Raw genomic sequence first — 22,403 nt, 5'->3', positions numbered from 1 at the left:
GCCAGGTCACTCAAACCCGTTACCGCGCGTTACCCCGGCAGCGTCACACCGCCTCCGACGAGGGCGCCCGGCCGGGCCCGCCCTCCGGGTCCTGTGTGCTCTGCTGGTCCTCCTCCAGCCACCGCGGGATCTGGGTCGACAGTCCGTACGCACCGCGCAGCGCCCGCTCCGTCTCCAGGGACATCGCGGCCATCGCCCGGTCCCACAGCCGGTCGAACTCCGCCGCCGTCTTCGCCCGGGAGGCGCCCTGCCAGGCCGCGCGGGCCACTTCGATCTCCTTGAGCTGCACCGGCACGATCTTCTCCAGCCCCGGCCGGGTCGCGTCCTGCTGGAGGACCTTCGCCTCCTCGCCCAGCACCGCATCCATCTCGCGGGCCCACGCCCCGTAGCGGTGGAGCGCGTCCTCGACGTCCTCTTCGGGCGGCCTGCTCATGACGAACTCCACGCCGTTGGCCGCCCGCAGGAAGGCCGCCTGCTCCGGCCGGAGCATGCCCGCGTCCCGCCGCAGGCTGCCGCTCCACTCCTCCTCCGCCGTACCGATCACACAGATCAGGCGCCGGTCCCCCTGGCGCCACGACGCACGCGACGGCGCGAAGTAGAACATCTCCGCGAACTCGGGCAGCGCCCAGGTGTCCATCGCGTACTGGTCCTGGGCCTTCCAGCAGGCGTCCTCCGACGCCCGGTCGGCCCCCGCCGAGCCGGGTGCGTCCGCGGTGCCCACCGTCATCGACGCGGTGACCTCGCCGTGGTGCACGCGGGAGCAGTCGACCGCGTACGTGAGGGGCCGCTCGTCGAACAGGTCCCCGCCGGGGACGTTGAAGCAGTCGCCCGCCTTCAGGTCGTCGATGTCCCTCAGTTCGCCCTCGACCTCGTCGTAGCCGGTCGGCCTGTCCAGCCGGCCGGGGACCGTCTCCACCAGCCGGCCGAGGGCGAACACCATCACACCGGTCATCACGACGGAGACCACGAGCCCCGTGATCGCCAGGGCCCTGCCCGTGTCCCCCTTCCTCGCGATCTGCACCAGCGCCGCGATGCCGAAGGCGATGCCGAGCGGCGGAAAGCACAGCAGTCCGGCGAGCAGCGAGGCGAGCGCGAACCCGTTGAGCGACGGCGGCTGCTGCCCCTGGCCGAGCGGCGGCCCCCATCCCCACCCCTGCTGCGGCGACGGCGGGGGCCAGGAGTGGCCCGATCCGGGAGGAGGACTCGGCGGGATGCTCAAGGGGTCGGACTCCATCGCAGGTGGCAGAGGGCATCGCGGGGTGCCAGGAGGCACCGCGGCGGGCGCGAACGGATGCGCGAATAGTACGCAGCGGGGGCGACCGTCCATCGGTCGCCCCCGCTGTTCCCCTACGGCTCACGCACCGCCGACCGGGCTCCTCAGAACTGGAGGGCCCAGGAGTCGATCTTCCCGGTGTCGCCGGTGGCGTTGTCGTTCACCCGGAGCTTCCACGTGCCGTTCGGCGCCGTCTCGGAGGAGGCGTTCACGGTGAAGGTCCTGATGATGTTGACGGCGCCCCCGTTGCTGCGGTTGTGCAGGGTGTACACGGTGCCGTCCGGCGCGACCAGATCCACCTTCAGGTCGCCGATGTACGTGTGCTTGATGTCGATCGGGACCTTCAGCGTCGTCGGGGCGCTGCCGACGACACCGCTGACGGTGATCGGGGACTCGACGGTGGCGTTGTCGTTGATCGCGTGGTCGGCGGTGTTCTCGAACCGCTTGCCCGGCGGGACGGGGCCCAGGGCGGTGACGTGGAGCAGGCGGTTCGGCGAACCGGTGCCGGGCCCGCTCACCGTGTTCGAGGTGGCGGAGCCGATCAGCGCCGTGGCCACCTGCGCCGGGGTGCTGGCCGGGTTCTGCGAGAGGTAGACGGCGGCCGCACCCGCGACGTGCGGCGTGGCCATCGAAGTCCCGTTGATGGTGTTGGTCGCGTAGTCGCTCGTGCTCCACGCGGAGGTGATGGCGGAGCCCGGCGCGAAGAGGTCCAGGGCAGGACCGTAGTTGGAGTAGCTCGCCCTGGCGTCGGAGCTGGTGGTGGCGCCGACGGTGATGGCCTCGGCGACGCGTGCCGGTGACTTGGTGGAGGCGTTGGCGGACTCGTTGCCCGCGGCCACGGCGTAGGTGATGCCGGAGGCTATGGAGTTGCGGACGGCCGTGTCCAGCGCGGTGTCCGCGCCGCCGCCGAGCGACATGTTGGCGACGGCGGGCTTGACGGCGTTGCGGGTCACCCAGTCGATGCCCGCGACGACCTGGGCGGTCGTGCCGAAGCCGTTGTTGTCGAGGACGCGGACGCCGACGATCTTGGCCTTCTTGGCCACGCCGTGGGCCGATCCGGCGACGGTGCCGGCGACGTGCGTGCCGTGGCCGTGGCCGTCCTGGGCGGTGTTGTCGTCGTCGATGGCGTCGTAGCCGTAGGAGGCGCGACCGCCGAAGTCCTGGTGGGTGATGCGGACACCGGTGTCGATGACGTACGCGGTGACGCCCTCGCCCGCGGCGTCCGGGTAGCCGTAGCTCCGGTTCAGCGGGAGGGCCCGCTGGTCGACGCGGTCCAGGCCCCAGGACGGCGGGCTCGGCTGCGTGCTGCTGACGCTGAAGGTGCGGTTCTGCACGACCGACTGGACGGCCGGGTCGGCGGCGAGCTTCTCGGCCTGCGCCTGGGAGACCTTGACGGAGTAGCCGTTGAGGGCCGCGCTGTAGGTCCGGTCGATCTTCGCGCCGTACTTCTTGGCGACGAGTTTGCCCCGGACACTGGTCGAGCGGGGCGCGGTGTCCTTCAGGGTCACGATGTAGCTGTTGGGCACGGTCCCGGGAGCCCCCGCGTTCTGGACCACGCCCCGCGCGCCGCCGACGGCCGAAGCGGGCAGTGCGGCGGCGCCCAGCGCCAGGACCGCGACCGTGGTGATACCGGCGATCTTCCGGCGCCTGTGACGCATCACTGGCATGTGACGGGTTCTCCTCTGAGGTGGTGCGTTGCGGGGATGACGGGAACCCCGCAAACGTGGCCATGACAAAGCAGATGGCCCAACGGGCTGCCGCCTCCGAAAGGTTGACCCACCCCCGGCGCGACCCGACACGAGGACAACGAACGCGTAACATCCGTGCCATACACCGGCCATGACCGACCAAAGGCGCTCAGCACATGACGCACGCACCCCCCGGTTACGTCTGCTCCGAGGACGGTACACGCGCCGATGTCCGGACCGCTCCTTGGGGGTGCCCTCTGTGCGGCGGCCCCTGGGACCTCGATTTCACGCCGGATCCGGACGCGGCCCTCGAACCCTCCGCCGGACCGAATTCGCTGTGGCGGTACGGGCCGGTGCTGCCCCTGCCCGGCGCTTTCTCCGTCTCCCTGGCGGAAGGGCACACTCCGCTGATCCCGCTCGGGGAACGGATTCACGCCAAGCTCGACTTCCTCATGCCGACGCTGTCCTTCAAGGACCGGGGCGCCGTGATGCTCGTGGAGCTCGCCCGGCGGCTGGCGCCGCAGCGCGTCGTGGCGGACAGCAGCGGCAACGCAGGGACATCGGTAGCGGCGTACTGCGCCCGGGCCGGACTCGACTGCGAGATCTTCGTGCCCGAAGGGACGTCGGAGAAGAAGACCGAGCAGATGCGGGCCCACGGGGCGGTGGTCCGCGTGATCCCCGGCGGCCGCGAGGCCGCCGCGCTGGCGGCGCGCAAGGAGGCGGACGCCCCCGGCGTCTTCTACGCCAGCCACGTGTTCAACCCCTACTTCTTGCACGGGACCAAGACCTACGTGTACGAGGTGTGGGAGGAGATGGGCCGGCGGCTGCCCGAGGCGCTGGTGGTGCCGGTGGGCAACGGCACACTGCTGCTCGGGGCCGCGTTGGCCACGCAGGAGCTGGCCCGACGCGGTGTCAGGCCGCCGGCCCTGATCGCGGTCCAGTCCGAGGCGGTGTCCCCGCTCGCCGACGCGTTCGCGGCGGGTGCGGAGGATGCCGCTCCGGTGGCACAGCGGCCGACGCTGGCCGAAGGGATCGCGATCCCGGCGCCGCCGCGCGCCCGCCAGATCCTGGCCGCGGTCCGAGCCTCCGGCGGCACCTTCGTCACCGTCCCGGACGACCGCCTGCGCGAGGCCCAGCTGGACCTGGCCCGACGCGGCCTCTTCGTGGAGCCGACGGCCGCCGCCTGCTGGGCGGCAGTGGGCCCGGCGGCCGCGACCGACCCCTTGCAGGGCCGTACGGCGGTCCTCCCCCTCTGCGGCGCGGGCGCCAAGACGGGCCTGGCCCGGTAAGCACCCGCACCCCGGGCCCGTCCCGCCACACCCCGGGGTGGGCCTTCGCGGGGGCCCGGGTGCGGCGCCCCCGCGAGGGGGCCGCACCCGGCGACGCACCGGCGGGACCCCGGATCCGCCGAGCCCCGCACCGGCCGAGGTCGATGTCGGAAATCCGCGCGCCGCGGCCCCGCCGGTCTGATCAACTGACCCCATGAACACCCACGTTGGCCTCGCCGCCAAAGCCACCGCGTTCACCGCACTGCACACCCCCACCGCCCCCCTCGCCCTGGCGAACGCCTGGGACGTCGCAAGCGCCCGGATCGTGGAGGCCACCGGGGCCGCCGCCGTCGCCACCACCAGCGCCGGCGTCGCCTGGTCCCTCGGCTCCCCGGACGGCGACGCGCTCGCCCGCGACCGCGCCCTCGACCTGATCGCCCGTGTGAGCGCGGCCGTGTCCCTGCCCGTCACCGCCGACATCGAGGGCGGCTTCGGCGCCGACCCGGCCGCGGTCGGCGAGACCGTCACCGGCGTCATCGCCGCCGGCGCGGTCGGGATCAACATCGAGGACGGCACCCGCGCCCCCGCCGAGTACGCCGAGCGCCTGGCGGCCGCCCGCGCCGCGGCCGACGCCGCCGGGGTCCCGCTCTATATCAACGCCCGGATCGACACCTACCTCAAGGGCCTGGGCGATCCCGCCTCCCGCCTCGACGAGACCCTCGCCCGCGCCGCCTCCTACCTCCGGGCGGGAGCCACCGGCATCTTCGTGCCCGGCGTCCTCGACCCGGCCGTCGTGGCCGAGCTGGCCAAGGGCATCGACGCTCCCCTCAACGTCCTCCTCGGCCCCGATGCCCCGCCCGTCGCCGCTCTCGGCGCCCTCGGGGTCGCCCGCGTCAGCCTCGGCTCCTGGGTGGCCGAAGCCGCGTACGCGGTGGTCCGCCGCGCCGCCGAGGAACTGATCACCGACGGCACCTACGGCTCGCTCGCGCGCCCGCTCCCGTACGGCGAACTGAACGACCTGCTCAAGGGCTGAGACGCCCGGACGCCCGCGCCGACCGAACGGACGGCGGCGCTGTCCCGGGAAGGGCTCACGGCCCCGCGGCCCGCTCGTACAGCGCCTTCGCACGCTCGTCGAACAGCGCGGCTGTGGAGTCCACGTCGGTGTCCCCGCCGCTGAGCACCCCGATGAGGTGCCCGGCGGGGTCCGCCCCGCCCCGGTCGGCGATCCAGGGGCTGCCGCTGGTACCCGTCCAGAAACCCGCGCAGCTCATGTACAGCATGTCGGGGTCCTCGTCGTCGTGACGGGTCTGCGTGGTGCAGGAGACGGGCCTGTTCTCCGGGTTGTGCCCGGAGTCCGGGTAGCCGACGACGGTGACGTCCCGCTCGTAGCCGGAGGTCCATTCGGGCCTGGGCGCCTCGGCGCGGCCGCCGACGGCCTCCTGGACGCTGCGCCCGTCCTCGTCGGGCTCGATGGTGAGGAACGCGAAGTCGGCGGTGTCCTCGCCCCACTTGGTCCAGCGGTCATCGACGTGGATCGCCTCGACCTTCCACACCCCCAGGGGCCGGGTGCCGTCGCCCTCGCCGGAGAAGGCCGGGGCGAAGGAGAGCTCGCCGATGGCCAGGCCGTCGTGCGCCACCTCACCCGGCTGTCCGTCCTCGCCCGCGGGGGCGACGCAGTGCGCGGCGGTGGCGACGACATTGCCCTTGGGGCTGTCGACGACGCTCGCGGTGCACCAGTGCTCGCCGCCGGCCATGAGTACGCCGACGGTGGGGAAGGGGAGCACCGGCCGCTCGCCGGGCGCCTTCATGAAGGCCATGGCGCACACCGCCGCGACGCCCGCGGCGGCGGCCACCGATGCCCCCTTCACCACCGTGCTCGTCACACGCCGGGATCGGGTGTCGGTCCCTTCATCACCTTGCTGATCCACTCCAGGGAGCCCTCCCTCATGCCGCGCACATAGGACTTTCCGTTGTGCTCTCCATCCTGGATCACCTGGAGCGAAGTGTGCACGGGGCCCTTGCCGTACTCCCTCATGAACTTCTCGGCCTGCTCGCGACCGGTCTCCTTGGTACCGATCTGGAAGTTGATGTAGACGTCGGGACCCTTGGTGTCGATCAGCTTGGCGGCGAGCTTCTCCGGATTGTTCGCGTCCATGGCCTGCGTGTTCCCCTTCCAGAGCGGGGAGTCGGGCACGATGTCGGTCCCGCTCGCGATGGCCGCCTTGAACCGGTCGGGGTACTTCAGGAGCTGCTTGAAGCCGTTGAATCCGCCGGCCGAGGAGCCCATGAAGGCCCATCCGTCGCGGGAGGTGAAGGTACGGAAATTGGCCTTCGCGAAATCGGGGACGTCATCGGCCATCCAGGTGCCCATCTTGGGCTGGCCGGGGATGTCCGATCCGTCGAAGTGGTGCTTGGTGTCGGCGTTGGTCACCGGCATGATCAGGATGAAGGGCAGGCTCCTGCCCGCCTTGGCCCCGTCGGCGACCGCCTGCTGGAGGCCGAGGCCGGGGCCCGTGCCCCAGTAGTTCGTCGGATAGCCCCGGCCGCCGGGCAGCGAGATCAGAACCGGGAAGCCGCTCCTCGCGTACTTCGGATCGTCGTACTCCTTCGGCACCCACACCCACACGTCACCTGTGAAGCCGGACTTCTTGCCCGTGAGGGTGGTCCTGCCGATCTGGGTGCCGTCGGGCAGCCTGCTGGTGCGGACGAAGGAGGCTGCCGGGCCGGTGGGCATGAGCACCTCCGGCAGAGCCTCGGAGGCGGTGGCCGTGTTCTCCTGGACCTTGCCGAAGGAGACCGGATCTCCTATGTCCGAGAAGAGGCCGAACTTGTACGCTGCCGCGCCGCCCCCGGCGAGGGTGAGCGCGAGACCGCCGCTGATCAGAAGCAGGCGCAAGCGGTGGGGGCGACGGCTGCCCGTGGTCGTGGGGCGGCCGTCGCCTTGCTGGTCATGCTGCACGGTTGTTGTCCCGTTCCTTCTCCGGCGCTCGCCTCGGAGCGCGGGCCGGACCGATCGGTCCCCCTTACACCCTTTACAGAGGTACCAACGAAGGCGCGGGTTGCCTGGGACGGGGGTGACGTGGCGAGCACCACCCGCCGGGGAGCGGCACACGGGGATGGAGGCAGGGCGGGGTGCGGGGCACGGTCTGTGCGGGCGGGAGCGGAATGCGCGGGCAGGGCTCCGGAGAGCGGCGGCTGACCTGGACGGCGTCAGAGCTGTCCCGGGGGGTTCCCGTCAGTCCCCCGTCCGTCCGGTTCGCGCCGCCCGGCGAAACACCGCCCAGCGAAGCCCCCGCCCCGCCATCCGCCCCTCACCCGCCGGCCGAGATCTCCGGCTCAGCCCGCTGCCGGCTCGGGTGCCTTCAGCACCTTGCTGATCCACTCCAAGGAGCCTTCCTTCATGCCCCGGACGTAGTGCCAGCCGTTGTGCTCGCCGTTCTGGATGTCACGGATGGTCGTCTTGACCGGCCCCTTGCCGTACTGCTGCTGGAACTTCACCATCCGCTCCTTCCCGGACTCCTTGGTGCCGACCTGGAAGTTGATGTAGACCTCGGGTCCCTGCGTGTCGATCAGCTTCTGGGCGAGCTTCTCCGGGTTGTTCGCGTCCATCTCCGCCTGGTGCCCCTTCCACAGCGGGGAGTCGGGGACGATCTCGCCGCCACTGGCGATGACGGCCTTGAACTTCTCCGGATGCTGCAGGACCGTCTTCATGCCGACGAACGCGCCCGAGGAGGAGCCCATGAAGGCCCAGCCGTCACGGGACTTGTAGGTACGGAAGTTGGCCTTGGTGAAGGCCGGGACGTCCTCGGCGATCCACGTACCCATCTTGGCCTGGCCGGGGATGTCGGAGCCGTCGTAGTAGTACTTCGCGTCCGGGTTGAGCACCGGCATGATCACGATGAACGGCAGGCTGGTGCCGGCGCGGACGCCGTCGCTGATGGCCTTCTGCAGGCCGAGGCTGCGGTCGGACCAGTAGTTGGCCGGGAAGCCGTTGCCGCCGGGCAGGGCGATGAGCACCGGGAAGCCGCTCTTCGCGTACTTCGGGTCGTCGTACTCCTTGGGAGCCCACACCCACACGTCGCCTTCGAACCCGGACTTCGCGCCCGCGAGGCGGGTCTTCGCGATGATCGTGCCGTCGTCGAGCTTGGTGGTCTGCTTGAAGTCCGACTTCGGACCCGTCGGCATGAGCACGTCGGGGTCGCCGGAGGGCTTGACCTCGGCGGCCGGCGCGCCCGGTTCCGGCTTGTCCGCGGCCGGGGACGGGTTCTTGCCGAAGGTCACGGCCTCGCCGTTGCCCGAGAACCAGTCGAGCTTCCAGGCGGCGAACCCGCCGCCACCGAGGAGCAGCGCGAGGGCGACCACAGCACTGATCCCTATGCGGCGCCGGGACCGTCCGGCCTGCGGCGTCTCGTACGACGGATGCTGGTGCTGGTGCTGGTGCTGGTGCTGGTGCTGGTGCTGGTGCTGCGGATACTGGTGCTGCTGGTGTCCGCCGTGCCCCTGTGGCGGGTACTCCTGGTAGGACGGCTGGTCGTCAGGCCGCGGGCGCTGCGGGTACTGGTGCACGAACTTCGCTCCGAACGGTCTTGACTGCCCCCGAGGGCAGAACGGCTTGTCTCCCCTAAGTCCTGATGAGCAAACCACCCGCACAGTTCCAAATTCGAGCAAAAAAAGGACGCGGCGGTGCACGCGAGCGCGTTCTCACCGCTGGGCGTCGAGCACCTCCGTGCACCGCCCGAGCAGCTCGATGAGCAACTCCCTTTCCTCCTCGGTGAATGCGGCGGCGAGCGCCCGTTCCACCCGGACCGCACCCGCGTCCGCGAGCTCCATGACGGCGCGCCCCTCGCCGGTGAGCCGGGTCTCCAGCACGTTGCGGTGCCACTCGTGCGGGGTCCGCTCGATGAGCCCGCGCTCCTGGAGGTTCTTCAGCACGGTGTTCATGGTCGGCGGCGTCACCCCGCACAGGCGGGCGAGCGCGGCGGCGGAGATGCCGGGTTTCTCGGCCAGCCAGAGCAGCGCGGCGTACTGCGGAACCGTTACGGCGGCCGGCTTGCAGGCCGCGTTCTTCGCCGCGAGAAGCGCCTGCTCGGCGCGCTTCACATGAGAGCCGATGCGCTCCTCGGGGGCCATGGAGGTCATGACGGCATCCTATGACCCTTGCATTCATTAGAGCTCTAACATAGATTCGCATTCGTTCAGTCACTAGAGGACATCCATCGGGGGATGCGATGACGCGACAGACCATGCCGAAGGCACCGGCGGCACCGGCGGCGAAGAATCAGCAGGAGAGGCGGAGGCGGAAGCAGCAGGCCGCGAGGTCATTCCTGGTCGCGGCAGCGGCCGGGGTGTTCGCCCTCGGAGCAGCGGCGCCGACTCCGGCAGCGGCCGGGACGGCGGGCCCGGAGGGCGGCGACGCCCGGATTTCCACCGCCTTCTCCCTACCCGGGGCGAAGGTCTACCCGGAGGGCATTGCCGCAGACCCCCGCACGCGCACGGTCTACGTCGGCTCGTACGCGGACGGCACCATCTACCGCGCCCGGCCCGGCCGGGCGGCGGCCGAGGTGTTCCTGCCCTCCGGCACCGACGGCCGCCGCACGGCCAACGGCCTGCGGGTCGACGCCCGAGGCCGGCTGTGGGTCACGGACTCCACCACGGGCGTGGCCGTCTACGACACCGCGACCGGGACCCGGCTGGCCCACTTCGAGGTGGCCGCGGGATCCACCGCCCGCTTCGTGAACGACCTGACCCTGACACCGGACGGCACCGCGTACCTGACCGACAGCATCCGCGGCGTGATCTATCGCGTGACCCCGCGTCAGCTGGCCGCCGGCAGCGGCGTCCTGACCGAGGCCTACGACCTCACCCCGGCCCTGCGCCCCCGCCCGGCCGGCACCTTCAGCCTCAACGGCATCACCTCCGACAGGACCGGCCGCTACCTCCTCGCCGTCGACATGACGGCGGGCGACCTCTACCGTGTCGACCTGCGGACCGGCGCCGTCCGCCGCGTCACCCTCACCGGTGGGGACCTGAAGGCCGCCGACGGCCTCGACCTCTCCCCCGACGGCACGCTGCGGGTGGCGCACAACACCACCAACACCCTGACCCGGTGGCGGCTCGGCGCGGACGGCACCCGCGCCAGGCTGACCCGTACGATCACGGACCCGTCCCTGCAGATCCCCACGACCCTGGCGCGCGTCCCGGGACGCGTCCTGGTGGTCCGCTCGCAGTTCGACCGGGGCGGCCCGATGAACCCCGGCTCGGGCACCCCGACCACCTTCACGGTGGCCTCGGTACGCGGCCTCTGACCGCGGAGCGGAAACCCGGGCCCCGAGTCCCGCAGCTCGGGACCCGGGGCCCGGGTTTCTGCCGTCAGGCCTCGACGGCGGCGTTCCTACGGGCCCGTACGTCGGCGACGGCGTACGGCAGCCCGGGAAGCAGCAGGAGCGGGGGCGCCCACAGGGGCAGTGTGAACAGTGTGGCGTCGCCGGCGATCCGACTGATGAGGATGGCCGCGGGCAGCGCGACGCAGATACCGAGCAGCCAGCTCCGCAGCAGGCCCAGACTGCCCCGGCGCAGCTCCCAGGCGACGGTGACCGTGCCGAGAACCGCCCAGAAGGCGACGTTGCCGGCGGTCACATCCAGCTGCGTGGTCCATCGGGTCAGGAACGGCATGAGGAGGACCCAGCCGGCGATGAAGCAGCCGAGGGAGGCCGCGCGCAGCAGCCGGCGCGGGAACGGTGCGCGCGCCCGGGCCCAGGCCGCGGCGAAAGTGCGTACGTCGGGGCCGACGACGTTCCGCGCGGTGCGACCCGCGGCCTCCGCGTCCTCCAGGTGTGCGGAGAGCTCGTCGAGCATCTCCCGCACGGACGCGTCGTCGATCCCGCGGTACTCCCAGTTGCTGCGGCAGGCGGCGATTATCTGCGCGTTCGTCATGACGTGTTCTCCCCCGTGAAGGGCATGGCGGTGGTCAGGATCCGGCCTACCGGTCCGGCGAAGGCGTGCCAATCGGCCCGGCCGCGGCCGAGTTCGGCCCGCCCTGCCTCGGTCAGCCGGTAGTACTTGCGCGGGGCGCCGCCGGTCGGGGACGGCGCGCGGTACGAGGAGATGAGCCCCGCCCGCTCCATCCGGGCGAGCAGCGGATAGATGCTGCCGTCACTGACCAGCTCCAGCCCGTGGGCGGCGAGCGCCTCGGCGAACTCGAATCCGTACCTGGGCCGTTCGGCGATGAGCGACAGCAGGCAGAGGTCGAGTACTCCGCGCAGGAGCTGGCTGCGCCGCTGGTCATCGGTCGCCGACCGCTCCTTTGTCATGCGACACAAGATAGTGGGCGACTATCTTGCATCGCAAGGTAGCGGGATCCGGGGCCGGACGGCGGCGGGAGGGCGGCGGGCACCCGGGGGAGCCTGGGGGCCTACCTGGGCGCGGCGACCTTGCGGGTGGCGGAACGCATCACCAGGGCCATCACCACTTCGAACACGCCGAGCAGGACGAGCCACAACCCCAGCAGGCGCGTCAGGGCGACCGCGGAGTCCACCGGGAAGCAGAGCACGACGATTCCGGCCACGGTGCCGAGGGCACCCAGACCGAAGAGCAGGCCCCGGTGGACGAGGAGGCGGTCGGCGATCGAGACGTAGGCCGTGAGCAGCCCGGTGATCAGCCAGAACACGCCGACGATCAGGGAGAGCGCGCCGATCGTCTGCATCGGATGACGCAGGACGAGGACGCCGGCGAGGAAGGCCAGGACCGCGATCAGCACGCTCGCCAGCCTGCTGCCTCCGGCGTCGTTGCTGTGCGAGAAGGCTCCGACGAAGCGGAACCCGCCCGCCACCAGGAGCTGCAATCCGATGATCACGGCCAGGATGTGCAGCGTCTCGTCCGGCCAGACGAGCACGAGGATGCCCGGGATCAGGGTGGCGAGGGCGACACCGAGCGCCCAGTGCCAGGAGCTCCCGAGTTGGTTGAGCGTGTCCTCGGGATCGTGCTGCGCGCGCTGCGGTGCCGCGTCGGGATGTACGGACATCACGCCTCCCGGACCCACCTGGAGTACCTTTACACCCATTTTATTCCGGAACTTCCCATCCCGCGGCTGCACCGTCGGCGCACCAGCCTCCCGGGACACACGCAGGTGGCTAGGGTGACGGCGTGAGCGGACCGGACAGCATGTTGTTCGAGGGCAGGGGCGGCCTTCGCCTCGACGGCGACACGGTGAGCGTGAATCGGGGCGGCACCACGGTCGTGGCGTCCTTGCGCGCCGTGCACCACGTGGACGTCGAGGAGAGCCGCGGTTGGGCCCAGGTGCACCTTCACCTCAGCGAGGAAGGTGACGACGGGTCCCGGAGCACCACCGTGCACACGGTGCGCCACCGCAACGCCTCGGCCGCGCGCGCCTTCCGGCGCCTGGTCACCACGGCCGTCGAGTACGCGCGCCGCGACCCGGAGACCCGGTCGGAAGTCCAACGCGTCGAGACACCCGGCCGGTCCCCGCGAAAGCGCCGGTGGGCGACGGCGGCCGCGTGGTACGGGTGCCCGGCGGTCGGAGCGGCCGCCGCGGCCGACGGCTCCACCCAGGTGTCCCTGCTCGTCCTCCACCTCGGCCTGACGTTCCTGGGACTTGCCGGCTTCCTCCTTCGGCCGCTCGTGGTGCTCAGCCGCCGCGGTGTCGAGGTGGTCCGCTTATCACCACCTGAGCCAGACCGTCCGCCCCCGCTACCGCTACACCACCGTCGACGGCGCCGTCGTCACGGCCGATTCGGCCGTCCAGCTCTTCTCCACCCACGCAGGCGACCGCGTCGACGTCACCTACGATCCGAGCAGACCCGATTTCGTGGCCTGCCGGTCCGAACTGCACGGCCACCGGCGCGTGATGGAGTTCCTCTTCGCGACGCTGGGGCTGTGGTGGACCCTGGCCGCGGCGGAGGAGCCGGTCTCCCCGGCCGCGGCGGCCCTCACACGCTGACCCCTCACGCCCGTCGCCCCACGTCTTCGTCGTTCCCACCCGGATCGACCGTATCGACCTGTACCCGGAAAGGTGGCCCATGCCGTCCCAGCGCCCCGAGCAGATCGGCTACGGCCATGTGGTCGAGAGCTACGTGACGAGGACGTACGGGGGCCTCCCGCGCTACCTCGTACTGAACGGCGGGCGGTTCCTGGGCCCCCGGTGGTGGCACACCACACGCTTTACCCGACACCTGATCGCTGACGCCGCCGCGATCACCGACGAGGAACTGACAGCCCTCCTCGGCTACGAATGGCGCTCGCGCCTCACCGCCGCCTGGCTGATCGGCGTCGACCGCCGCGAACGGTTCCGAGCACGCATCGGCAACCTGCTCCTGTCCAGCGAGGTCTGCTACTCCGGCAGCGCCTACTGCTTCACCCTAGCCCGCTTCGGCACACACGCCGACGCCGAGATCCTCACCACCTACCTCGACCACTACCTCCCCCGCACCGACCTCCACTACGACCAGCCCGCCGCCCTGGGCGCCCTCCTCCGCCTCGACTCCCGCCTCGGCACCCACCACGCCGACCGCTTCACGGAGCCCGACGGCCTCTGGGACCACTGGGTCAGAGGCGTGGGACGCCTCGGCCACCCCAGCCACACCCCCGCCGAGCTGCGCCGCTGGACGGACCTCCAATGCGACTTCGCCAACGGCTGGACCCGGACGTAGCAGCAGCTGCGCGACATCCCCTGCCCCCTGTACCGGCGACAGGTACGACAGCGGGCGTGGGCCGCACTGCCAAGCGCAACGGCCTGACCAGAATTTCCCCACGTCAGGCCGCCCTTGCTGATGCGATCAGACGTTGAAGCGGGCGGAACGTTCAGCACAGCGCTCCGACCTGCGCAAACGCGATTCTTGAGGTGGGCGTCCCGCGCCCGTCCAGCACGCGGCAGACCTAGTCCACCCAGGCCGCGACGTCGGACGAGGACCCGCGCAACAGGTCCACCGATGCCTGGGCGAGCAGCTCAGGCAGGCCCGCCTGTTCCGCCTCCTCCACCAGCAAGCGGATCTCGTTGACCGCCGCCAGGGCGCGCGCCCTTTTCTCCTGACCGGCCAGAAGCGTTCTGAACGGCCCGGCGGCGAGCCTCGCGTCGACCAACAGCGCGCCGAGTCGTTCCGACAAGGCTGCGGCTCGGTCCACCGCGCGCCGGGTGTCCGGTCCCGCTTCCACCAGAACATGCAGGGCCATGACGAGTGCGGTAGTGCTCGGCTCCAGCCGATCCACGTCAATGGGGACGGCCACCGTCTCGTGCACGGCCTCGGAAAGCCGACGAACTGCGGCAAGCATCTGGTCGACAGTGCGCTGTCCCCCGCCGGGAATCTGGCGCAACCGGCAGGGGCCCGCTTCGAGAACACGGCCCACTGTGCGCGGGGCACTCTTCTCTACGTTCCCCAGCCGTAGGCGTCCTTCGGTGACGTCCTGCAGCCGGGCGACGGGGATGGCGTCGAGCTCCCGCGTAACCGCCGCGTCGTGAATCGGCTTGAGCACCGCCCGCCCGCCTCGACCGCCCTGGCGTGGTCACCGGCCACTGCCTGCGCCGCCTCGTGGAGTCGCGCTCCCCTCGCGACCGTGTCCCGTTCACCACGCGCCACGCGTCCCGCCCCTCTCTCGCAGTCCCCGCATCCTCCCACCACCCCCGCCGGCAGTGGCGCGCTGACCCGTACGGCCTTGGAGCGCTGAAACAAGGGCGAGCTCCACGACGCGGCAGTTCCTCGGCCGGACCCACGAGGGCACCCCACCGACCGAAACTCGCCGCAACCTCCGCCATACCGCGCTATGGTGTCAGTATGGCTACCAAGAAGGTGACGATCACTCTCGACGAATCCCTGGTGGACGCCCTGGCCGGCGCAGCCGAGGAGGAGGGCATCCCGCTCTCCCGGCTCGTCGCCGGAGCAGCCGAACGAGAGCTGCGACTGCGGGCCGGGCGGGCGGTGATCCAGGAGTGGCAGGCGGAGCACGGCGCCTTCACCCCGGAGGAGCTCGCCAACGCACGCGCCGAGATGGCCGACGCCGATGCCGAGTACCTCAGCGGCACGCGGGCATCGGCCGCGTGAACATCCCCTACCTGTACGACGCCGGTACGCTGATCGCCATCGACAACGACGACCGGCGCATGTGGGCTCGCCACAGCCTGGCTCTCGAAGACGGCAGGGACATCCACGTGCCTTCCGTGGTCGTCAGCCAGGCATGGCGGGACTCCCGGCGGCAGGTCAGGCTCGGCAAGTTCCTCGCGGGGTGCCAGGTCGCACCCGTGGGCTTCGAAACCGCCAAGGCCGCGGGCATTCTCTGCGGCAAGGCCGGCACCGCAGACATCGTCGATGCCACCGTCGTCGTCATGGCTGCCAGTCTCGGGGCGATCATCTGGACCTCCGACCCGTACGACATCCGCGCCCTCATCGACGCCCAGGACGTCAAGCCCGCTCCCGTCATCCGCGCTGTCTGACCTCCGAAGGTCTGCGGACTCCTGCGGACAGCAGGGCGGCCTGACCGGCGTTCTCGCAGGTCAGGCCGCCTCTGGCGATACGGTCACACGTTGAAGCGGAACGCCTGCGGCCCGCCCCTGACCTGCGGCGGAGCCCCGCGCAGGGCCCTGAACAGGCATTTCTCCATTGGCGTGTGTTGGGGCCCGACGGTGCCTTACGGGTGTCCTGCGGACTGTCTGCGGACGGGCCTACGGGGTCTCGACGGAGTCGAGGTGCCCGCACAGCTCCGGGGCGATGTCTTCGTCGCGCCCCCTCGGCAGGCAGCGGCCACCAGCGCTGCTCGCCGTTCGCCACAGCGAGGCTGCTCGCGAACCAGACGAGGTGGGGTGCAGGCACGAAGGAGCCCCGGAGCCACCGCGCGAAGACAGCGGCTCCGCCAGCCTTCACATCGGTCAGGGTGATATAGGCATAGTCGGGCTGAGGCATCGACGCCATCCCGTCGATCCATACGCCGGGTGCCGGCTCGATCTCAAAATCGAGGACGGGAACGCTGTGGATGGCCGAGATCCGGTACTCCACGATGGGCTCAGGGAATGCCTCCCGCAGAGCCCTCTCCGGGCACTCGGCAGTGGCACGCCATGCTCCGCCGTCGCCCTGAGGCGGGTAGAAGGCGAAACTGGTGCGGATGTTCCGTTCAGTGGGCACGGTCTCCCTCTGCCTCACGGCACGTATCGCGTCGAGCCGCGCGTACCCGACGTCACCCAGCCCGCCGTCGTAGCCGTTGGCTCCGTACATAGGCGACGAGTGCATGCGATCGCGTTGTGTACACATGGCACACTCGGTACCCTTGAGGCATGACTCAGCCGCTGCCCATAGAGTCCATCCGCGACGTACGCGCCCACTTGGCCGAAGTCGTCGAACGGGCCGACCGCGACGACGTGCCCACTGTCATCACCCGTCGCGGAAAGCAGGTCGCCGCCGTGGTCTCGATCGAGGTGCTGCGCAAGTACCAGGAGTGGGAAGAGCGTGAGATCAACCGCATCATCGACGAGCGCATGGCGAGCCCGGCCGTCGGCGTCCCGATCGAGGACGTGATGAGGGAGACGCTGGCACGCAGTGAGTGACTATCGCACGGTGTTCCGGCCCGAGGCCCAGGCCGAACTGCGCAAGATCCCGCGTGACATGGCGCTTCGCATCCTGGCCAAACTGACAGAGCTGGAGAGCGACCCCTTCGGCTTCAACACCACGGCACTCGTTTCCCAGCCCGAGCGCCGCCGCCTACGGGTCGGCGACTACCGCGTCGTCTACACGATCGACAACGGGGAGCTGGTGGTGTGGGTCGTACACGTCGGACACCGCTCCACGGTCTACGACACGTAGCTGCTCCCAGTTCTGCGGACTGTCGCGGACAGCAGAAGGGCCTGACCTGCATCCTCGCAGGTCAGGCCGCGTCTGGATACGCGATGAGACGTTGAAGCGGAATGCCTAAAGCCCGATCCTGACCTGCGGCGGAGCCCCGCGCAGGGGCCTGACCTGGGATTTCGTGGTTTGCGTACGTTGGCTCCCGACGGCCGTTTGCGGGTGTCCTGCGGACTGGCTGCGGACTGGCCGGGCGGGCGGAGGCCGAGAAATCCATGACGCACCGGCGGGACGGCAAGGAGACTGCCCAGGTGGGCGACCGCTACCCCTGCCCATGCTGCGGACACCCCGCGCTGAGCACGATGCCCGGCTCGTACGAGATCTGCCCCATCTGCTCCTGGGACGGGGTCCAGCTCCGCCGGCCATGGGCAGCGGAGCGAGCAACAAGTTGCACGTGCCCTGAGTGCGCCTGTTCCGCACCACCCATCGTGACTGATTCGACAGTTTCGCGAGTTGCTCTCAGTGCGTGTACGGATCAGCCAGCGCCAACGGCGTCCGGGCCGCTTCCAGAGCCGACCCCGGAAAGGCGGGGCCGGCGGTGTAGAAGCGGGCACGGGTGCGGCCGACCGGTGTCAGGACCTCGCCCGCGACCAGGTCCCGCAGGTCGCGTTGGGCCCGCTGCAGGCTCAGGTCCTCCGTTCGTTCGTAGCGTGTACGACGCACCCGTCCGGACATCGCCACATCGTGCAAGGCGGAAACCACCCTCTCGTCCAGCCCCCGGCCCTCCGCGAACTCACCCAGCAGGAGTCACACCCGACTCGAACGATCCAGGCGATTGCGTACGGCCTGCGCTTGCTGGTGGTAAGCGGTGAGGTTGAAACGGATCCAATCGGAGACGTCCTGGTCGGGGCGGTAGATGGCCCCCCGACGCTGCAACTCGCGGTAGTACTCCCAGGTATTGCCGGGGCGCCCCAGCCAAGCCTCGATCGAGGAGACTCATGGCGCCCATGAGCGCCACGCGCCATGCGAACGCCGAGGCGACCGGATCCCCCCTGCGAAAACCGAGGCTAAAGTAGGCCATCCCCGCATGGGAGAGACGTCCCAGCACACCGGACACTCACCGATCAGTAGTGATACCGGGCAGCGAGAATGACGATCTCCTTTTCCGTCACCAGATAGACGAGGCGGTGCTCTTCGTCGATCCGTCGTGACCAGGCCCCAGGCAGGTGATACTTCAGCGGCTCCGGCTTGCCGATGCCAGTGAACGGATCACGCCTGAGATCTTCGATGAGCTTGTTGATCCGGGCGAGCATCTTGCGGTCGTTCTTGAGCCAGGGCGTGTAGTCCTCCCAGCCCTGATCCTCGAAGACGAGCCTCACGCGGCACCCGCACCTGCGTCCGGTGACTCGGGATCGATCAGCTCACGCTCCGACACGTTGATGTGCGACAGGGCGTTCTCGTACGCCTTGAGCAGCCGCCGGGCGTTCGCTGGCGAGCGCAGCAGATAGGACCCCTCGCGCAGCGCCGTGTAGTCCTCGGCCGAGACAAGCACCGCGTTGCCGTGCTTGGAGACGATCTCGATGGCCTCATGGTTCTCGTTGACCTTTTTGATCAACGGAAACAGTTCCTTGCGGGCTTCACTCGCGGTGATGGACATGACTTCAACCCTCCCATCAAGTGGTACTCAATAACGTACCACTCTTGGTGTCATCCGAGAGGGGAAATGACTGATGGTCGCTCAGCTGATCCAGCACCCATCCGGCCGTTTACGGGTGTCCTGCGGACTGGCTGCGGACCGGCCGGGGCTCCGAGACCGAGAAAGCGCCGCTGGACCGGCCTCCAGTGCGTTCGCCGACAGCTGGTCACTTCCGTAGCCCGAGATGCTGGGCCGCGTCGTACCCATGCCATGCACCCAGACGCTGCCGGTGTCCGGGGCTTCAGTCGAGTTCGCAGCCGATGCCGTCACCATCGCGGTCGAGGCGGTGAGGGTCTGAGGGGCCTACCCAAACGGGACCAGGAAGGTCTGAGCAGTCGACGCCGGGAACGCCCGCAGGAGGACCCGGGGGATATGAGCGGATGGTGTCCTCCGGCACTGTCGGTGCTGCGCTCTCCGGCGTCGGGCTCACCAGCCGTACGTCGGCGTCGACAATCACCCCGTTCCTGACCTCGTACGTGCCCTCGAAGGAACGCACGGTCCCATCCGCCTGCAGGGCGTCGAGCGTGACCGTGACCGCGCCGTCCTGGACATCGACGATGCGGACGGTGTCCTGAACGGTGTCGGCAAAGCCTGCCTGGAAGGACTCGTAAGAGCCGCCAAGGTTCTTGCCCCCGAGGTCCCACGCTCGTCGGTAGTCGCGCGCATTGATGGCAGCGAAATACGCCTCGACAGTGGAGGCCGCGTCAGCAGTGGGAGCTGCAGTCGGCTTCGGCGGGGTGGAAGGCGGCGTGGGAGTGGGCGTCGGCTCCGCTGTGACGGTCTGGGCCCTCGTGACCGTCGGACCCGTTTCCACCTTCCTCTCACCGGAGGAGCCACAGCCACCCGCCCCTGCGAGCGCCAGCGCCAGGAGAGAGGAGCAACCGGCAGACAGGATGCGGCGCATCGGATCACCTCGCGGAGCGGATCGCACTCACCTCAGTGTGCGCCGCCTGATTCGGCGGCGCCTGCGATCCCTGGTGACTCTTCCGACCCTGAAGGGGATGGCTTCTTGCTGAGCGGGGTGGACTTCGCCACGGACCAGCCCAGCCCGTGGAACGTCGATCGCATCTCCCCGCCGACCCACTGCGACCGGTCTGTCCGTGAGGCCGTCCACCTCGCGAAGAGTTACCACCGCCGGTAGGATTGGCGTCATGAGTGGTAGCAGGAAGTACTCGATCAGCCTGCCCGAGGATCTCGCCGAGGCCGTACGCGCCCATGTCGGGCCTGGCGGTTTCTCCGCCTACGTCGCCGAGGCTCTCGAACAGAGGGTCGCCATGGACAAGCTCCGGGAGATCGTCGCCGACTTCGAGACCGACAACGAAGCCCTCACCCGCGAGGAGGTCGAGGCCGCCCGGGCGCTGCTGCGTCACGACCACCGACAGGCCGGCGGGGCCGCCGCCTGATGCCCGGCACGCTCCTGCTCGACAGCGAAGGACTCTCGAAGCTCTACCGCAAGGACCGCACCGTCGTGGCTCTGGTCCAAGCGGCATCGGAAGAGGGTGTCCGCGTCGCCACCAGCGCCATGACCACCCTCGAGGCCGACTACGAGCGCATCCATCCCGCCCGCATCAAGTGGGTCCTCTCCCGCGTCGACGTTCACGACGTCAGCAAAGAGGTCACCGACCAGGCCGCCGCGCTTCTGCGCGCCCATCACCTCCACGGCCACAAGTACGCCATCGATGCCGCCTTCGCCGTCATCGCGCGCAACGCACCCCGGCCGGTCACCGTCCTCACGTCCGACCCCGAGGACCTGACACTCCTGTGCGGCCCTTCCGTGGAAGTCGTCAAGGTCTGAGGCAGCCTGACGCCGACCAGACCTGCCGCCGCCCCACGTCACAGGGCAAGGACTCCACGCGGACAGACACCTGTGCCCGACCTGCCAGCAAGCGGGTCGGGCACAGTTTTTGACGGTACGTCACACGTTGAAGCGGAATTCCACCACGTCGCCGTCCTGCATGACGTAGTCCTTGCCCTCCATGCGGGCCTTGCCCTTGGCGCGGGCCTCGGCCACCGAGCCGCAGTCGACCAGGTCCGCGAAGGAGATGACCTCGGCCTTGATGAAGCCGCGCTGGAAGTCGGTGTGGATCACGCCGGCCGCCTCCGGGGCCGTCGCGCCCTGCTTGATGGTCCAGGCGCGGGTTTCCTTCGGGCCGGCCGTCAGGTAGGTCTGCAGGCCCAGCGTGGCGAAGCCGACGCGGCCCAGGGTGGCCAGGCCCGGCTCGTCCTGGCCGACCGACTGGAGGAGTTCGAGGGCCTCCTCGTCGTCCAGCTCGGCGAGATCAGCCTCCAGCTTGGCGTTGAGGAAGATGGCCTCGGCCGGGGCGACCAGCGCCGACTGCTCCGCCTTGAAGGCGTCGTCCGTCAGCTCGTCCTCGTCGACGTTGAAGACGTAGAGGAAGGGCTTCGTCGTGAGCAGGTGCAGCTCGTGCAGCAGGTCGCCCTGCTCGGTGCCCTTGGTGATGCCCTTCGAGAAGAGGGTCTCGCCGCCCTCCAGGATCTTCTGGGCGGACTCGACCGCGGCGAGGACCGCCACCTTGTCCTTCTGGAGGCGGGACTCCTTCGTCAGGCGCGGGATCGCCTTCTCGATGGACTGGAGGTCGGCGAGGATCAGCTCGGTGTTGATCGTCTCGATGTCGTCCTTCGGCGAGACCTTGCCGTCGACGTGCACGACGTTCTCGTCCTTGAAGGCCCGGATGACCTGGCAGATGGCGTCCGACTCGCGGATGTTCGCCAGGAACTTGTTGCCCAGGCCCTCGCCCTCCGAGGCACCGCGCACGATGCCCGCGATGTCGACGAAGTCGACGGTCGCCGGGAGGACCCGCTGCGAGCCGAAGATGCCCGCGAGGACGGCCAGGCGCGGGTCCGGGACGCCGACGACGCCGACGTTCGGCTCGATGGTGGCGAACGGGTAGTTGGCCGCCAGCACGTCGTTCTTGGTCAGGGCGTTGAACAGGGTCGACTTGCCGACATTCGGCAGGCCGACGATTCCGATCGTGAGCGACACGTTGGCGACTTCCCGTAGCTGGAGGGGGCGGCGGCCCGGGAGTGGGCCAGCGGACAGTTTACTTTCCGATGAGTGGCGGTCGATGTACGCGTGTCCGGGCCCGGATCCGGCCGCCCTCCCGCCTAGTTTGGTGGGGTGGAGCAACACAGGACGCGACCGGCCCCTCACCCGCAGCGACCCCCGGCCCAGCGCCGAGGCCCGCGGCCCACGGGCGTGCCCGCCCAGGGTGGCGGCGCCCCGCGTCCGGCGCCCGCGCGCCGGATGCCCCGCCCCCGGCTGACCGGCCTGGGCGGCGGGCTCTTCGCGTGCGCCTCCATGGTGCTCGTCGGCGGGATCTGCTGGCTGCTCTTCGACTCCTCGCTGTTCGTCTACGGGCTGCTCTTCCCACCGGTGGCGGCCGCGACCGCGCTCTGGGTGCGGCCGGCCGACCTGATCACCGCGCCGATCGGCGTACCCATCGCCTTCGCCGCCGGAGTGTGGCCCATCTCGGGCGGCTCCGGCGGCTTCGGCGGCCAGCTGATGGGGCTGGTCTCCGCCCTGTCCCTGCACGCCGGCTGGCTGTACGCAGGGACGCTCGTCGCCGCCCTCATCGCGCTGGTGCGCAAGGCCGTGCTCATCGGCCGGCGCCGCCTCCCCCGTCGCGTCGCCTGACCGAGGGCGGCTCCCCCAGGGCCTCCCCCGGCTCCTCGTGCGCC

The 22,403-nt window shown here is 70.2% G+C and carries 27 protein-coding genes and 2 pseudogenes; 14 read left to right on the top strand and 15 right to left on the bottom strand.

The annotated features are described in order from the left end of the window. Positions 1-43: 43 nt before the first annotated feature. Both R4Z63_RS21320 and R4Z63_RS21315 read right to left on the bottom strand, forming a co-directional pair. A complete protein-coding gene (locus tag R4Z63_RS21320) occupies positions 44-1,219 on the bottom strand; it encodes a DUF4190 domain-containing protein (RefSeq protein WP_384452980.1) in 1,176 nt (391 codons plus the stop codon). A gap of 158 nt (positions 1,220-1,377) precedes the next feature. Then, positions 1,378-2,940 carry a S8 family peptidase gene (locus R4Z63_RS21315; protein ID WP_384452983.1) on the bottom strand — a complete coding sequence of 521 codons (1,563 nt, stop codon included), beginning with the start codon at positions 2,938-2,940 and terminating at the stop codon, positions 1,378-1,380. Between the two features lie 197 nt (positions 2,941-3,137). On the opposite strand from R4Z63_RS21315, the gene R4Z63_RS21310 reads away from it, so the two are divergent. Both R4Z63_RS21310 and R4Z63_RS21305 read left to right on the top strand, forming a co-directional pair. Beyond that, positions 3,138-4,250 (top strand): threonine synthase, encoded by a 1,113-nt coding sequence (locus R4Z63_RS21310; protein WP_037919471.1) that lies wholly within the window; start codon positions 3,138-3,140, stop codon positions 4,248-4,250. A 193-nt stretch (positions 4,251-4,443) separates the two neighbouring features. Next, positions 4,444-5,262 (top strand): isocitrate lyase/PEP mutase family protein, encoded by an 819-nt coding sequence (locus tag R4Z63_RS21305; RefSeq protein WP_384452986.1) that lies wholly within the window; start codon positions 4,444-4,446, stop codon positions 5,260-5,262. 55 nt (positions 5,263-5,317) lie between these two features. Here R4Z63_RS21305 and R4Z63_RS21300 read toward each other — a convergent pair whose 3' ends face one another. The 3 genes from R4Z63_RS21300 to R4Z63_RS21290 form a co-directional block, all read right to left on the bottom strand. Beyond that, entirely contained in the window at positions 5,318-6,112 is a 795-nt protein-coding gene (locus R4Z63_RS21300) for a trypsin-like serine peptidase (protein ID WP_236647566.1), read from the bottom strand. Further along, positions 6,109-7,125: an alpha/beta hydrolase gene (locus R4Z63_RS21295; protein ID WP_491522575.1), complete on the bottom strand. Its 1,017-nt coding sequence runs from the start codon at positions 7,123-7,125 to the stop codon at positions 6,109-6,111. Before R4Z63_RS21295 ends, R4Z63_RS21300 begins: the two co-directional genes overlap by 4 nt. Before the next feature lie 440 nt (positions 7,126-7,565). Next, positions 7,566-8,600 carry an alpha/beta hydrolase gene (locus R4Z63_RS21290; RefSeq protein WP_491522636.1) on the bottom strand — a complete coding sequence of 345 codons (1,035 nt, stop codon included), beginning with the start codon at positions 8,598-8,600 and terminating at the stop codon, positions 7,566-7,568. A 48-nt stretch (positions 8,601-8,648) separates the two neighbouring features. Between R4Z63_RS21290 and R4Z63_RS21285 the strand changes: the two genes are divergently transcribed. Next, complete coding sequence (locus tag R4Z63_RS21285) at positions 8,649-8,819, top strand: hypothetical protein (RefSeq protein ID WP_491522649.1); 171 nt, start codon at positions 8,649-8,651, stop codon at positions 8,817-8,819. A 111-nt stretch (positions 8,820-8,930) separates the two neighbouring features. Here the strand turns inward: R4Z63_RS21285 and R4Z63_RS21280 are convergent, their stop codons facing one another. Then, entirely contained in the window at positions 8,931-9,368 is a 438-nt protein-coding gene (locus R4Z63_RS21280) for a MarR family winged helix-turn-helix transcriptional regulator (protein WP_384452992.1), read from the bottom strand. An 89-nt stretch (positions 9,369-9,457) separates the two neighbouring features. Between R4Z63_RS21280 and R4Z63_RS21275 the strand changes: the two genes are divergently transcribed. Next, positions 9,458-10,534 (top strand): SMP-30/gluconolactonase/LRE family protein, encoded by a 1,077-nt coding sequence (locus tag R4Z63_RS21275; RefSeq protein ID WP_384682756.1) that lies wholly within the window; start codon positions 9,458-9,460, stop codon positions 10,532-10,534. Between the two features lie 64 nt (positions 10,535-10,598). Here R4Z63_RS21275 and R4Z63_RS21270 read toward each other — a convergent pair whose 3' ends face one another. The 3 genes from R4Z63_RS21270 to R4Z63_RS21260 form a co-directional block, all read right to left on the bottom strand. Then, positions 10,599-11,162 (bottom strand): hypothetical protein, encoded by a 564-nt coding sequence (locus R4Z63_RS21270; RefSeq protein ID WP_384452998.1) that lies wholly within the window; start codon positions 11,160-11,162, stop codon positions 10,599-10,601. Further along, positions 11,159-11,539: a PadR family transcriptional regulator gene (locus R4Z63_RS21265; RefSeq protein WP_384453001.1), complete on the bottom strand. Its 381-nt coding sequence runs from the start codon at positions 11,537-11,539 to the stop codon at positions 11,159-11,161. Before R4Z63_RS21265 ends, R4Z63_RS21270 begins: the two co-directional genes overlap by 4 nt. 101 nt (positions 11,540-11,640) lie before the next feature. Beyond that, positions 11,641-12,249 carry an HdeD family acid-resistance protein gene (locus tag R4Z63_RS21260; protein ID WP_037919461.1) on the bottom strand — a complete coding sequence of 203 codons (609 nt, stop codon included), beginning with the start codon at positions 12,247-12,249 and terminating at the stop codon, positions 11,641-11,643. A gap of 636 nt (positions 12,250-12,885) precedes the next feature. Here R4Z63_RS21260 and R4Z63_RS21255 point away from each other — a divergent pair. Together R4Z63_RS21255 and R4Z63_RS21250 are read left to right on the top strand one after the other, a co-directional pair. After that, positions 12,886-13,185: a DUF3592 domain-containing protein gene (locus R4Z63_RS21255; protein ID WP_384582983.1), complete on the top strand. Its 300-nt coding sequence runs from the start codon at positions 12,886-12,888 to the stop codon at positions 13,183-13,185. 79 nt (positions 13,186-13,264) lie between these two features. Further along, on the top strand, positions 13,265-13,894 hold the full coding sequence (locus R4Z63_RS21250) for a DUF6000 family protein (protein WP_384453005.1): 630 nt from the start codon (positions 13,265-13,267) through the stop codon (positions 13,892-13,894). Between the two features lie 229 nt (positions 13,895-14,123). On the opposite strand, the pseudogene R4Z63_RS21245 reads toward R4Z63_RS21250, so the two are convergent. After that, a pseudogene (locus R4Z63_RS21245) lies at positions 14,124-14,818 on the bottom strand (ATP-dependent helicase); the annotation flags it as partial. Between the two features lie 195 nt (positions 14,819-15,013). On the opposite strand from R4Z63_RS21245, the gene R4Z63_RS21240 reads away from it, so the two are divergent. The 5 genes and pseudogenes from R4Z63_RS21240 to R4Z63_RS21220 all read left to right on the top strand — a co-directional run. After that, a complete protein-coding gene (locus R4Z63_RS21240; RefSeq protein ID WP_384453008.1) occupies positions 15,014-15,280 on the top strand; it encodes a hypothetical protein in 267 nt (88 codons plus the stop codon). Next, complete coding sequence (locus R4Z63_RS21235; protein ID WP_384453011.1) at positions 15,277-15,669, top strand: PIN domain-containing protein; 393 nt, start codon at positions 15,277-15,279, stop codon at positions 15,667-15,669. The genes R4Z63_RS21240 and R4Z63_RS21235 overlap by 4 nt, the downstream gene beginning before the upstream one ends. 834 nt (positions 15,670-16,503) lie before the next feature. Then, positions 16,504-16,773 (top strand): type II toxin-antitoxin system Phd/YefM family antitoxin, encoded by a 270-nt coding sequence (locus R4Z63_RS21230; protein ID WP_030774626.1) that lies wholly within the window; start codon positions 16,504-16,506, stop codon positions 16,771-16,773. After that, a complete protein-coding gene (locus R4Z63_RS21225; RefSeq protein ID WP_030207783.1) occupies positions 16,766-17,029 on the top strand; it encodes a type II toxin-antitoxin system RelE family toxin in 264 nt (87 codons plus the stop codon). Before R4Z63_RS21230 ends, R4Z63_RS21225 begins: the two co-directional genes overlap by 8 nt. Positions 17,030-17,283: 254 nt before the next feature. Continuing rightward, positions 17,284-17,424 (top strand): annotated as a pseudogene (locus R4Z63_RS21220) (CPCC family cysteine-rich protein); the annotation flags it as partial. Between the two features lie 103 nt (positions 17,425-17,527). Here the strand turns inward: R4Z63_RS21220 and R4Z63_RS21215 are convergent. The 4 genes from R4Z63_RS21215 to R4Z63_RS21200 all read right to left on the bottom strand — a co-directional run bounded on the left by R4Z63_RS21215 (position 17,528) and on the right by R4Z63_RS21200 (position 19,608). Further along, entirely contained in the window at positions 17,528-17,743 is a 216-nt protein-coding gene (locus R4Z63_RS21215) for a hypothetical protein (RefSeq protein ID WP_384453052.1), read from the bottom strand. Positions 17,744-18,132: 389 nt separating this feature from the next. After that, positions 18,133-18,387, bottom strand: a complete 255-nt coding sequence (locus tag R4Z63_RS21210) for a Txe/YoeB family addiction module toxin (protein WP_384453016.1) — start codon at positions 18,385-18,387, stop codon at positions 18,133-18,135. After that, complete coding sequence (locus R4Z63_RS21205; RefSeq protein WP_037919441.1) at positions 18,384-18,665, bottom strand: type II toxin-antitoxin system Phd/YefM family antitoxin; 282 nt, start codon at positions 18,663-18,665, stop codon at positions 18,384-18,386. The genes R4Z63_RS21210 and R4Z63_RS21205 overlap by 4 nt, the downstream gene beginning before the upstream one ends. 280 nt (positions 18,666-18,945) lie before the next feature. After that, positions 18,946-19,608 carry an excalibur calcium-binding domain-containing protein gene (locus R4Z63_RS21200; protein WP_282694126.1) on the bottom strand — a complete coding sequence of 221 codons (663 nt, stop codon included), beginning with the start codon at positions 19,606-19,608 and terminating at the stop codon, positions 18,946-18,948. A gap of 247 nt (positions 19,609-19,855) precedes the next feature. Between R4Z63_RS21200 and R4Z63_RS21195 the strand changes: the two genes are divergently transcribed. Together R4Z63_RS21195 and R4Z63_RS21190 are read left to right on the top strand one after the other, a co-directional pair. Then, positions 19,856-20,107, top strand: a complete 252-nt coding sequence (locus tag R4Z63_RS21195; protein WP_018845686.1) for a hypothetical protein — start codon at positions 19,856-19,858, stop codon at positions 20,105-20,107. Then, positions 20,107-20,499: a DNA-binding protein gene (locus R4Z63_RS21190; protein WP_384453021.1), complete on the top strand. Its 393-nt coding sequence runs from the start codon at positions 20,107-20,109 to the stop codon at positions 20,497-20,499. The genes R4Z63_RS21195 and R4Z63_RS21190 overlap by 1 nt, the downstream gene beginning before the upstream one ends. A 120-nt stretch (positions 20,500-20,619) precedes the next feature. Here the strand turns inward: R4Z63_RS21190 and ychF are convergent, their stop codons facing one another. Beyond that, complete coding sequence (gene ychF / locus R4Z63_RS21185) at positions 20,620-21,708, bottom strand: redox-regulated ATPase YchF (RefSeq protein WP_037919440.1); 1,089 nt, start codon at positions 21,706-21,708, stop codon at positions 20,620-20,622. Between the two features lie 261 nt (positions 21,709-21,969). On the opposite strand from ychF, the gene R4Z63_RS21180 reads away from it, so the two are divergent. Then, on the top strand, positions 21,970-22,359 hold the full coding sequence (locus R4Z63_RS21180; protein WP_236647565.1) for a DUF6542 domain-containing protein: 390 nt from the start codon (positions 21,970-21,972) through the stop codon (positions 22,357-22,359). The last annotated feature ends 44 nt before the right edge of the window (positions 22,360-22,403 follow it).

It is taken from the genome of Streptomyces sp. PL-29, from assembly GCF_058344425.1.
The sequence above is the reverse complement of the archived record's forward strand: the minus strand, read 5'-3'. Positions and strand labels throughout refer to the sequence as shown.